This window comes from Micromonospora sp. M51 (genome assembly GCF_018070305.1).
Lineage (GTDB): Bacteria > Actinomycetota > Actinomycetes > Mycobacteriales > Micromonosporaceae > Micromonospora > Micromonospora parva.
This window is the reverse complement of record NZ_JAGPXZ010000151.1, coordinates 1-10,258: the sequence shown is the minus strand read 5'-3', so window position 1 is coordinate 10,258 and position 10,258 is coordinate 1. Positions and strand designations below refer to the sequence as shown.

13 protein-coding genes and 1 pseudogene are annotated in these 10,258 nt (G+C 72.8%); 10 read left to right on the top strand and 4 right to left on the bottom strand.

Going from position 1 to position 10,258, the window contains the following annotated elements; genetic code table 11:
- From KBX53_RS11160 to KBX53_RS11150, 3 genes and pseudogenes are all read right to left on the bottom strand, one after another.
- Positions 1 to 619, bottom strand: a pseudogene (locus KBX53_RS11160) (hypothetical protein); the annotation flags it as partial.
- A 70-nt stretch (positions 620 to 689) separates the two neighbouring features.
- Positions 690 to 1,052 carry a hypothetical protein gene (locus tag KBX53_RS11155; protein WP_030327985.1) on the bottom strand — a complete coding sequence of 121 codons (363 nt, stop codon included), beginning with the start codon at positions 1,050 to 1,052 and terminating at the stop codon, positions 690 to 692.
- 13 nt (positions 1,053 to 1,065) lie between these two features.
- A complete protein-coding gene (locus tag KBX53_RS11150) occupies positions 1,066 to 1,380 on the bottom strand; it encodes a hypothetical protein (RefSeq protein WP_030327982.1) in 315 nt (104 codons plus the stop codon).
- Between the two features lie 356 nt (positions 1,381 to 1,736).
- On the opposite strand from KBX53_RS11150, the gene folP reads away from it, so the two are divergent.
- The 7 genes from folP to KBX53_RS11115 all read left to right on the top strand — a co-directional run bounded on the left by folP (position 1,737) and on the right by KBX53_RS11115 (position 6,330).
- Positions 1,737 to 2,633 (top strand): dihydropteroate synthase, encoded by an 897-nt coding sequence (gene folP, locus KBX53_RS11145; RefSeq protein ID WP_030327980.1) that lies wholly within the window; start codon positions 1,737 to 1,739, stop codon positions 2,631 to 2,633.
- A complete protein-coding gene (gene folB / locus KBX53_RS11140) occupies positions 2,630 to 2,998 on the top strand; it encodes a dihydroneopterin aldolase (protein WP_210858993.1) in 369 nt (122 codons plus the stop codon). Before folP ends, folB begins: the two co-directional genes overlap by 4 nt.
- Positions 2,995 to 3,522: a 2-amino-4-hydroxy-6-hydroxymethyldihydropteridine diphosphokinase gene (folK, locus tag KBX53_RS11135; protein WP_030327977.1), complete on the top strand. Its 528-nt coding sequence runs from the start codon at positions 2,995 to 2,997 to the stop codon at positions 3,520 to 3,522. The genes folB and folK overlap by 4 nt, the downstream gene beginning before the upstream one ends.
- 19 nt (positions 3,523 to 3,541) lie before the next feature.
- Positions 3,542 to 4,078, top strand: coding sequence for a DUF3180 domain-containing protein (locus KBX53_RS11130; protein WP_030327975.1), 537 nt, complete (start codon positions 3,542 to 3,544; stop codon positions 4,076 to 4,078).
- Positions 4,079 to 4,196: 118 nt separating this feature from the next.
- Positions 4,197 to 5,411, top strand: a complete 1,215-nt coding sequence (locus KBX53_RS11125) for an ABC transporter permease (RefSeq protein WP_030327973.1) — start codon at positions 4,197 to 4,199, stop codon at positions 5,409 to 5,411.
- A gap of 53 nt (positions 5,412 to 5,464) precedes the next feature.
- A complete protein-coding gene (locus KBX53_RS11120; protein ID WP_030327972.1) occupies positions 5,465 to 5,773 on the top strand; it encodes a hypothetical protein in 309 nt (102 codons plus the stop codon).
- 53 nt (positions 5,774 to 5,826) lie between these two features.
- The gene (locus KBX53_RS11115; RefSeq protein WP_210858991.1) at positions 5,827 to 6,330 is read left to right on the top strand and encodes a hypothetical protein; all 504 of its coding nucleotides are present in this window, start codon (positions 5,827 to 5,829) and stop codon (positions 6,328 to 6,330) included.
- Positions 6,331 to 6,369: 39 nt separating this feature from the next.
- Here KBX53_RS11115 and KBX53_RS11110 read toward each other — a convergent pair whose 3' ends face one another.
- A complete protein-coding gene (locus KBX53_RS11110) occupies positions 6,370 to 7,374 on the bottom strand; it encodes an ABC transporter ATP-binding protein (RefSeq protein WP_210858990.1) in 1,005 nt (334 codons plus the stop codon).
- A 2-nt stretch (positions 7,375 to 7,376) separates the two neighbouring features.
- Here KBX53_RS11110 and KBX53_RS11105 point away from each other — a divergent pair, with 2 nt between their 5' ends.
- From KBX53_RS11105 to KBX53_RS11095, 3 genes are all read left to right on the top strand, one after another.
- Positions 7,377 to 8,063, top strand: a complete 687-nt coding sequence (locus tag KBX53_RS11105; RefSeq protein ID WP_210858987.1) for an ABC transporter permease — start codon at positions 7,377 to 7,379, stop codon at positions 8,061 to 8,063.
- Positions 8,064 to 8,065: 2 nt separating this feature from the next.
- Complete coding sequence (locus KBX53_RS11100; protein ID WP_210858995.1) at positions 8,066 to 8,800, top strand: ABC transporter permease; 735 nt, start codon at positions 8,066 to 8,068, stop codon at positions 8,798 to 8,800.
- Between the two features lie 200 nt (positions 8,801 to 9,000).
- Positions 9,001 to 10,005 (top strand): glycine betaine ABC transporter substrate-binding protein, encoded by a 1,005-nt coding sequence (locus KBX53_RS11095; RefSeq protein WP_210858986.1) that lies wholly within the window; start codon positions 9,001 to 9,003, stop codon positions 10,003 to 10,005.
- Positions 10,006 to 10,258: the final 253 nt, after the last annotated feature.

Sequence of the window (10,258 nt, the reverse complement as noted above, 5' to 3'; positions counted from 1 at the left end):
GTGCCGGGGGTCGGCTCGGCGGGGCGCCAGCTGGCCGGCCGGCGGGGTCGGTGGTCGCCGCCGATGGCCCAGGGCCGGTGGCCGGGGCGGGCTCGTCCGGCGGACGCCGCATCGGCCGCCGATCGCCGGCCTGATGCGGCACCCGGGACTCGGTCGGGTGGCCGCCTCCGTGGCGTGCCTCGACGGGTCGGACACCGCTGCCGGGCTGGTCGGCGGGCGTCCACGGCGGCTCCACTTCGGGAACCGCACGGGCTGGTGCCGGGCTAGCGGTGGGTGGCGGCTGGTGCGGGATCGCCGGTTGCTCGCGGGTGCTCGGGCCGGCCGTGACGGCTCGGGTCGCGCCGGGCCGGGCCCCGCCGCCGAAGAGGTCCAGGAAGGGGGAGTCGATGTCGGCGTTCTCACCGGCCGACACGGTGCTGGGTTCGGCCGGTGGGGTCCGGCGGGGGACCGGCCGGGGGGCCTGGAACACGCCGACGGCACCGTGACCGGGCGACGTCACCAGCGCGGGGTCGAGGGCGACCTCGTCCTCGTCTTCGGTGTAGTCGAATGAGTGCGCACGGTGACCGGCCGGCGCGCCTGGGCGGCCGGCCGGGGAACCCGGCGTGGAGGAGCGGCTCATGCCACCGCCTCAGCGACTGTCGGCAGACCCGTGCCCGCGTCCGGTGACGGACCGTTCGCCATGCTTCCGGTCATGCCAGCTCCTCCCGAATCCTGATCCGGCTGCCGACCAGACGCGGATCGCGCTGCTCGACCGCCGGCTCCCGGGTGCGTCGCCAGTCGGTCAGCGCGGTGCGGATGACCACCCGCGCCGGCCGGTCGGGGTCGACGTGCCGGAAGATGAACGACGTGGTCACGATGGCGAGCGCGATCTCCCAGGCCGGGAAGAGCTCGACCGTCAACGTGAACAGCCAGTGGATGAACATGTAGAGGGGGACCAGCAGGATGAAGAGCCCGTACTGGGCGTAGGGCAGGTGGACCGGAAGGGTGTAACCGGGCGGCCCGAGGTAGACCAGGCGGGCCCGGTAGATGTCGTCGTCGGTGCGCAGCCGCATCTGGTGAACGCGCCTATTCGAAGATCAGGTCGATCAGGTAATCGCCGACGAAGAAGAGTGTTGCCGCGCCGGCGATGAAGGCGAGCCCGACGATGGCGATCGCGGAGCTGGTCAGCACCTTGGAGATCTCACCTCGGCTGGCACGGCCGATGAAGATGACGCCCAGGACGGCGAGCAGGATCGGCGCGATCTTGCTGGCGAAGAAGGTGACGACACTGTTGGTGTCGATCCCCTTCGGTGCCGGCTCCGCGAGTGGAGCCGACGCCAGGGTGGAGAGCGCGTGGGCGACGCCGGACGACGCCGTCTCCATGAGCTCGAAGGCGATCACTGGAACCTCCCCATAGCGCGGCCGGCGGTGCCGCGGCGGTGCAATAGGCAAGCCTTGCGGGAAAAGTGCTCCACAGGGCATGGCGTTCTTGACCCTGTGTTCGTTACTCACCACGGAGGGTGGCGAGGTTTGGGCGGATTTCCCCCGCTTCGGCCCTCCCTCCAAGCTTCGCCATCTCGATGCTGGCCAATTCCAAAGCGTACGGGCCGCCCCGGATTGCGACAAGCCGCGAAGGGCCTGCCTGATGCTGCCCGGATGACCGATCGTACACCTGTTCTAATCGGCACGTCAGGGGCGGTGCCGCAGGGTCGACCCGGGTCGCTGGGCGCCGCTGCCGCGACCGGTACCGTCTAGTCGTGACCGATCTGGTGCGGGCCTCGGGCCCGGTGGTGATGGGCGTCCTCAACGTCACGCCGGACTCCTTCTCCGACGGCGGACGGTACGCCGACCTGGACGCTGCCGTCGGACACGGCGTCCGTCTGCGCGACGCCGGCGCGCACCTGGTCGACATCGGCGGCGAGTCGACCCGTCCGGGCGCTGAGCGGATCGACGCCGCGACCGAGGCGGAGCGGGTGTTGCCGGTCATCCGTGAGCTGACCGCCGCCGGTGTGACGGTGAGCGTCGACACCAGCCGCGCCCGGGTGGCGGAGGCCGCGTTGGCCGCCGGCGCGGCCGTGGTCAACGACGTCTCCGGCGGCCTGGCCGACCCGGACATGGCCCGCGTGGTCCGCGACGCGCGCTGCCCGTGGGTGCTGATGCACTGGCGTGGCCACTCCCGCGCGATGCGCGAGCTGGCCACCTACACCGACGTGGTGGCCGACGTGCGGGCCGAGTTGGCCCAACGGATCGACGCGGCGCTGGCCGCCGGGGTGGCCGCCGACCGTCTCGTCGTCGACCCCGGGCTCGGCTTCGCCAAGACGGCCGCCCACAACTGGGAGCTCAGCGCCCGCCTGCCGGAGCTGCTGGACCTCGGCTACCCGCTGCTCTTCGGGGCCAGCCGGAAGTCGTATCTCGGCGGCCTGCTCGCCGCAGCGGACGGCACGCCCCGACCGACCGCCCAGCGGGAGGCTGCCACCGTGGCCACCAGCGTGCTGGCGGTCGCCGCGGGCGCCTGGGGCGTACGTGTGCACGACGTACGGGCCACCACCGACGCGCTCGCCGTCTGGGCCGCCACCGGCAGCCCCCGTCTCGCCGCCGCATCCCGCGACCACTGGCGAGCGCAACACGATCACGAACACGAGGTACGGCGATGACGACGGACCGGATCCAGCTGACCGGCCTGCGGGCGCACGGCCGGCACGGGGTGTACGACTTCGAACGCGCACAGGGGCAGGACTTCGTTGTCGACGCCGTCCTGGAGCTGGACCTCGGCCCGGCCGCAGCCACCGACGACGTCACCGCCACCGTGCACTACGGCGAGCTGGCCGAACGCCTGGTCGCGGTGGTGACCGGGGAACCGGTCAACCTGATCGAGACCCTCGCCGACCGGCTCCTCACGGTCTGCCTGGCAGACGAGCGGGTCGACTCCGCGACGGTCACCGTGCACAAGCCGGAGGCCCCGGTGCCGCACACCCTCACCGACGTGGCCGTCACCATGACCCGGGCGCGTGCCCGGTGACCCGGGCGGTCCTCTCGCTCGGCAGCAATCTGGGCGACCGGCTGGAGCACCTGCGTACGGCCGTCGCCACCCTCGGCGACGCGGTGCTCGTGCTCTCCGGGGTGTACGAGACTCCACCGTGGGGCGACACCGACCAGCCCGCGTACCTCAACGCGGTGGTGCTGGCCCAGGACGACAGCGCGACCCCGCGCGACTGGCTGGAGCGGGCCCGCGACGCGGAGCGTGCGGCCGGTCGGGTCCGGGACCCGCAGCGGCGGTTCGGGCCGCGCACCCTCGACGTGGACGTGATCGCGGTCTGGGGCGACGACGGCGAGCCGGTGCTCAGCGACGACGCGGAGCTGACCCTGCCGCACCCCCGGGCCCACCTGCGCGCCTTCGTGCTGCGCCCGTGGATCGACATCCAGCCGTACGGTCAGCTGCCCGGTCACGGCTGGCTGACCGACCTGCTGACCACCGGCCCGGCGGCGGACGAGGCGTTGGAACTGCGTCCGCGGCCGGAGTTGGCGTTAGAGTCGACGGCATGACCGAGCGGAACCGGCCGGCATGACGCAGGCGAAGCCCCCACCCCGCGGGTCGGGCCCGGACGGGTCCCGGATGGGCCCCACCCGGATCTCGACACTGGTCGTGGCCGGGCTGGCCGCGGCGGCGGTGGCCTGGCTGCTGATCAGCACCCTCTACTACAGCGGCATTCCCCGGTTGCCCTGGCTGCCGGTGGTGACGCTGGCCGGGCTCGCCGTGCTGGAGGCGTACGCGGCGATCAACACGCGGGGTCGGATCGAGCGCAAGCCGGGCCGGGACCCGGTCAACCCGCTGATGGTCGCCCGCTTCGTGGTGCTGGCCAAGGCGTCGGCACTGGCCGCGGCGATCTTCGCGGGCTTCTACGCGGGGCTCACCGGTTGGCTCTTCGTGGAGACCACCCGGGCCGCCCTGGACGATCGACCGGCCGCCGGTGGGGGCCTGCTCGCCGCACTGGCCCTGGTCGGCGCCGCGCTCTGGCTGGAGCGCTCCTGCCGGGTGCCGGAACGCCCGGACGACGAGCGCGAGCAGGACCCACGCGAGAGCCGCCCCGGCCAGCGCTGAGCAGGGGGTTACGCCCGGCTGCGGGCGCGGGTACGGTGCCTGCGATCAGAGAGCGAGGCCGCCCAGGGTCCGTCCGTGCGCCGGACCGGGGGCGGTCGGCCACCGGGAAGGCGGCGTCATGGGGTACGAAGAAGCGGGCCGGGACCGGTCGGCCGAGCCCTCGTCGGGGGTGCCGGCCGCGGTACTGGAGAACGTCTTCGACGACCCCACCCACGGTGAACCCGGCCGGGACCGGATCGGCGTACACCTGGGGTGGGAGCTGGTGCTGCTGGCCGGTCTGGCGGCCGTGAGCTGGCTGCTCTGGCAGGAGGACCCGGCCGCGGTGCGCGACGGCAACCTGCGCACCCTGCTGATCGACGCGGTCGGGTTGGGTTTGCTCGCACTGGCCGCTGGGCTGAGTCTGCGGACGGCCGCGCCCAACCTGGCCATCGGCCCGGTCGCGGTGGCGGCTGCGCTGCACTACGCCGAGCAGGGTGACCGGGGCCTGCCGGCGTCGATCGGCCCGGCGGTGGCGGTCGCGGCGGTGGGCGGGCTGGTGCTGGCGCTGGCCGTGGTGGTGCTGCACGTGCCGGGTTGGGCCGCCAGCCTGGCCGGTGCCGCCGCCGTGGTGGTGTACATCGAACGCCGTTCGGCGCCCGTGCTGGTGCAGGGTGACTACGAACCGACCAGAAGCGCCGGGTACCTCTTCGCCGGCTTCGCCGCGGTGGCCGTCCTCGGTGGGCTGTTCGGCGCGATCCGGGCGATCCGCCGGCTCGTCGGCCGGTACCGGCCGGTCGTCGATGCGGCCCGCCGCCGGGGTGCGGTGGCCGCCGTGGTGACCGCTGTCGCGCTGGTCGTCTCCACGGTGCTGGCCGCTCTCGCCGGTGTGCTGCTCGCCGCGAACGACCCCGGCCCGGTGGCGCCGACCTCGGGGTTGGACTGGACCGTGCTGGCAGTCGGCGTGGCCCTGCTCGCCGGCACCAGCGCGTACGGCCGCCGGGGCGGGGTGTTCGGCACGCTGCTGGCGGTCGGTCTGGTCGCCGTCTTCCAGGTGTACGCGTCGGAACGCGACTGGACGTTGAGCAACTGGGTGGTCGGCGGGGCCGCGCTCGGCGTCGGGCTCCTGGCGACCCGGCTGGTCGAGACGCTCGGGCGGCCCCGGGCGGGCGGCCCCGAGCAGCCCGAGCCGGTCAGCGACGGCACGATCAGCTCGGGTTGGACGATGCCGCAGCAGCAGTCGGTCGACAACTGGCCGCCCACCCTGCCGACCCAGGCCGCGCCCCCGCCCGCCGACCCGTGGCGGGATCCGCGCTGGGAGGACGGCCCGCGGCAGTGGGACACCGACGGTCGGTGAGCCGCGTCGCGTCCGCCGAGCCGGAGCTGATCTCGACAGTTAGGCTCGGCGACATGACCGACACACCTGCCGCCACCCCCGGCGGAACCTCGTTTGAAGAGCTTGACGCGTTGCCCACCGAGGAACTGCGGGAGCGGGCGTTCGCCCTGGCCCGGGAGCGTCGCGACGTCAAGTTCTACTGGTCGGTAATCCGCCACCTGCCGAACGCGGACGAGGCCACCGTGCTGGACGGCGCCCCGAACTCGATCGGCCCGACGATCGACGAGGCCAACGCGTTGTGGCGGGAGCTCACCGGTCACGGGTACGAGGAGTCGGCGCCACTGCTGCGGGCCGCCTTCATCGACTACCTGATGAAGCACTGAGCCGCCCGGGGCAGCCCAGGTCCGCCCGATCCAACGGTGCGGGGGCTGGGCGGATGGCGTCGTTCCTGCACCGGTCCGGCCCGGTCAGCCGCTACGGCACGGCCGCCGGCACCGGCGCGCTGGCCGTGTTGTTGCTGGTCGGCATCTGCGGCAGTCCGGCGTACACCGGTTGGGCCGCCACCCTGACCGACCCGGAGTCGGGCGGTGCCTTCTACGCGCGCCTTCTCGCCTGGCCGGCCTGGCGGTTGGACGCGGACGGGCAGGCCGGCGGGTTGTTCGCCGCCGACGTGCGGGCCGTGCTGCTGGTGGTCCTGGCGGTGGCCCTGCTCTACCTGCTGCCCGCCGCCCAGGTCGCCCGGGTGCCGGGCCCGGTCAGCCAGTTCTTCTCCGGTTGGGCCGCGTACGTGCTGGCCGCCGGGCTCGCGGGCCTGCTGGCGACGCTGTTCGGCCCGACGTCGTCGCTGCTGGGTGCTTTGGAGGCCGCCAGCACCGGTGCCGGTTACGGCTTCCTCACCGGGTGGATCATCGGCGTCGCCAGCCTGGGCGGTCGCGCCTGACCGACCCGACCGAGGCGGGGTCAGCCTCGGTCGGGTCGGTCAGGTGGTCTGTCGGCCGAGGTCGAGGAGGCGCTGTCGGCTGAGCGTGCCGACCGGGCGGCCGGCGTCGGTCACCAGGAGCCGGTCCCGGCCCGAGGTGAGCAGGACTGCCAGCGCGTCGTATGCGGAGCCGTCCACCGTCACGGTGGGCAGGTCCGCTGCGGTGCCGTCGGGCACCGGCTCCAGCGCGTCACGGTCCAGTGGGGTCACCGCCAGTCGGCGGATGCCCCGGTCGGCGCCGACGAACTCGCGTACGAATTCGGTGGCGGGTGCGCCGAGCAGGGCGGCCGGGGTGTCGTACTGCTCCAGGTGCCCGCCCGCGGAGAGCACCGCGATCCGGTCGCCGAGTCGGACCGCCTCGTCGAGGTCATGGGTGACCAGCACGATCGTCTTACGCACCTCGGCCTGAAGGCGCAGGAACTCCTCCTGGAGGCGGGCCCGGACGATCGGGTCGACGGCCGAGAACGGCTCGTCCATCAACAGCACCACCGGGTCGGCGGCGAGTGCGCGGGCCACCCCGACGCGCTGACGCTGGCCACCGGACAGCTCGTGCGGGTAGCGACCACCGAACTCGGCCGGGTCCAGCCCGACCAGGTCGAGCAGCTCGTCCACCCGGGCCCGGGTCTGGCTCTTGGGCCAGCGGAGCAGGCCCGGCACCGTGGCCACGTTGGCCCGCACCGTCTGGTGTGGAAAGAGGCCGACGTTCTGGATCACATACCCGATCCGACGGCGTAGGCGCACCGGGTCGACGTCGGTGACGTCCTCGTCGCCGAGCGTGATGCGGCCGGCGGTCGGTTCGATCAGGCGATTGATCATCCGCAGCACTGTCGACTTGCCGCAGCCGGACGGGCCGATCAGCACCACCAGTTCGCCGGCCCGGACGTCCAGGCTGAGGTCCCGGACAGCTTCGGTGCCGTTCGGATAGCGCTTCTGGATGCCGTGCAGGGAGATCGACGCCGCGCGAGGTGACTGGGCCACGCTGGCAGCCTCCGGGGTAACGTCCACGTATGTCCTTCCGCCTGAGCTACCTGGCCGACCCGGGTAACCCCTGGTTCTCCTGGCAGTACGTGCGGGACAACTCTGACACGATCCTCGCCGCGGTGCGCGAACACGCCTCCCTCACCGGGCGGGCGGTGTTGATCGCGGTGCTGATCGCCCTGCCGTTGTCGGTGCTGGCGTACTGGTTCCGTCCGCTCGCCGGCCCGATCCTCGCTGTCAGCGGGGTGGTCTACACCATCCCGTCCCTGGCGCTCTTTGCGTTCATCGCCCCGTACCTGGGCACCGGTGCGACAACGGTGCTGGTCGGGCTGGTCCTCTACGCGCTGCTGCTGATCGTGCGCAACGTGGTGGCCGGTCTCAACCAGGTGCCGCCGGAGGTTCGCGAGGCCGCCGAGGGCATGGGTTACGGCAGGTGGAGGCGCCTGTTCCGGATCGATCTGCCGCTGGCGCTGCCGGGCATCGTGACCGGCGTACGGCTGGCGACCGTCTCGACGGTGGCGCTGGTCACGGTCGGGGTGCTGGTCGGGCACGGCGGGCTCGGGCAGTTGATTTTCGCGGGCTTCCAGAACAACCTCTACAAGGCCGAGATCATGACCGCCGCGCTGCTCTGCGTGGCGCTCGCGGTAGTGCTCGACCTGCTGCTCATCCTGGTCGCCCGGCTGGTGACCCCCTGGTCCCCCCGGAGGGCGCGGTGATCATGGCGGCGAACCCGATCGGGCAGGCGATCACCTGGATCAACGACCCGCTGAACTGGACCAACCCGGGCGGCATGCTGGACCGGCTCGGCGAGCACCTGACGATCTCCGCCCTGGCGGTGGCGCTCGGGTGCCTGGTGGCCTGGCCGCTCGGGCTCTGGCTCGGGCACCTCGGCCGAGGTGGCGGCCTGGTGGTGCTGATCTCCAACGCGACCCTGGCCATCCCCACCCTGGCGTTGCTGACCATCCTGCCGGTGGTCTTCGCCAGCGGCTTCGGGAAGACGCCGGTAGTGGTGGCGCTGGCCGTCTTCGCCGTGCCGCCGTTGCTGGCCAACGCGTACACCGGGGTGCGGCAGGCGGACCCGGAGGCCCGGGACGCGGCCCGGGGGATGGGTCTGTCCAGCGCGCAGTTGCTGCGCCGGGTGGAGTTGCCGCTGGCCGTGCCCTATCTGGCGGCCGGCTTCCGGACCGCAGCGGTTCAGGTGATCGCGACCGCCGCGCTGGCGTCCTTCGTCAACGGCGGGGGCCTGGGCCAGATCATCCGGACCGGCTTCGGGATCGGTATCGCGGCCGGCGGCGGGCAGATCGTCGCGGGCGGTGTGCTGGTGGCCGGGCTCGCGCTGCTCGCCGAGGTGGTCCTGGGCGGTGTCGAACGGCTGGTCACCCCCAAACCACTGCGACGCGGGCGGCAGCGCCTGGGACGCCCCCGGGCCGCCGACGCCACCGGCAGCGCGTGACCCGTCGGGGTGGGCCGGCGTCGAACTGACCACCCCGCCCGGTTCGTTCGGTGACGATGGGGTGACGAAGTCCATCCCAAGTTGTCGGTCGGTTGCGGAGGATGTTGGGTGGATATTCGCGGGCGGCCGACAGTCAGGATCGCCCGTCGGACACGCGGCCGGCCCGGGACGGGCCGCGCCGGGACACGGAAGGCGGGCACATGCGCGCACGTACACGTCTGGCGATCGGGGCGGTCAGCGCCGTCGCCGGGGCAGCGCTCCTCACCGGCTGCGGTGACGCCGGCTCGTCCGGCACCGACGCACCGCAGTCGAGCGCCTCCGGCGCCGGGTGCGCCCCGGTCGCCGGTCAGCAGCTCATCGCTCTGCAGGACGACAAGAAGCTCCAGAACTCCGACAACGTCATTCCGGCGGTCAACAGCAAGGCGGCCAACCCGCAGTTGATCGCGGCACTGGACAAGGTCTCCGCCGCGCTCGACACCCCGAAGTTGATCCAGCTCAACAAGGCGGTGAACGAGGACCGCAAGACCCCCAAGGTGGCGGCCGAGGAGTTCGCGTCCGCCAACAACCTCACCGCTGGCATCGCCAAGGGCCCGGGCGGCGACATCACCGTCGGTGCCGGCAACTTCGCCGAGAGTCAGATCCTCGGCGAGCTGTACCGGATCGCGCTCACCGCCGCCGGTTACCAGGTCAAGGTGCAGCAAATCGGTAACCGGGAGCTCTACGCGCCGGCTCTGGAGAAGGGCGAGATCCAGGTCGTCCCGGAGTACGCGGCGACCATGGCCGAGTTCCTCAACACCAAGGCCAATGGCCAGAACGCCCAGCCGATCTCCTCGCCGGACATCAACACCACGGTGACCGCGCTCAAGGCCGAGGGCGACAAGGCCGGCCTCAACTTCGGCACCCCGGCCGCCGCGCAGGACCAGAACGCCTTCGCGGTGACCCAGGCCTTCGCCGACAAGTACGGCGTGCGGACCCTCTCCGAGCTGGCGGCGAAGTGCTCCGGCAGCGCGACGGTGCTGGGCGGGCCGCCGGAGTGCGAGCAGCGTCCGTTCTGCAAGCCGGGCCTGGAGAAGACGTACGGGCTGTCGGTCGGCAAGTTCTCCTCGCTGGACCAGGGCGGGCCGCTGACCAAGAGCGGGCTGCGCGACGGTTCGATCAGCGTGGGCCTGATCTTCTCCTCGGATGGTGCCTTCGCCACCAGCTGAGCCCTCCCCGCACGCGCTGTGGACGCCCCCGCCCCCGACCGGGCGGGGGCGTCCGCGCGTCCCGGGGACCCGTTCCCTCCGCCGGACATCGTGGGTAGGCTGCACATCCATGCCAGCCCCGGCCACCCCCGACGCCCGGCGTCAACCACCGCTGCTGACCATGCTCTTCTGGGCGGGCGTCGCCCTCGCCCCGGTGGCGGCGCTGATCCTGCTGGTGGCCGACGGCAACGGCCCGCTGCGCTTCGCCGCCGTG

Bases quoted from the DNA above. Each gene is read 5' to 3' on its own strand.
- KBX53_RS11155 (WP_030327985.1), bottom strand. From the start codon at position 1,052: ATGCGGCTGCGCACCGACGACGACATCTACCGGGCCCGCCTGGTCTAC.
- folB (WP_210858993.1), top strand. From the start codon at position 2,630: ATGACGACGGACCGGATCCAGCTGACCGGCCTGCGGGCGCACGGCCGG.
- KBX53_RS11130 (WP_030327975.1), top strand. From the start codon at position 3,542: ATGACGCAGGCGAAGCCCCCACCCCGCGGGTCGGGCCCGGACGGGTCC.
- KBX53_RS11125 (WP_030327973.1), top strand. From the start codon at position 4,197: ATGGGGTACGAAGAAGCGGGCCGGGACCGGTCGGCCGAGCCCTCGTCG.
- KBX53_RS11120 (WP_030327972.1), top strand. From the start codon at position 5,465: ATGACCGACACACCTGCCGCCACCCCCGGCGGAACCTCGTTTGAAGAG.
- KBX53_RS11115 (WP_210858991.1), top strand. From the start codon at position 5,827: ATGGCGTCGTTCCTGCACCGGTCCGGCCCGGTCAGCCGCTACGGCACG.
- KBX53_RS11105 (WP_210858987.1), top strand. From the start codon at position 7,377: ATGTCCTTCCGCCTGAGCTACCTGGCCGACCCGGGTAACCCCTGGTTC.
- KBX53_RS11100 (WP_210858995.1), top strand. From the start codon at position 8,066: ATGGCGGCGAACCCGATCGGGCAGGCGATCACCTGGATCAACGACCCG.
- KBX53_RS11095 (WP_210858986.1), top strand. From the start codon at position 9,001: ATGCGCGCACGTACACGTCTGGCGATCGGGGCGGTCAGCGCCGTCGCC.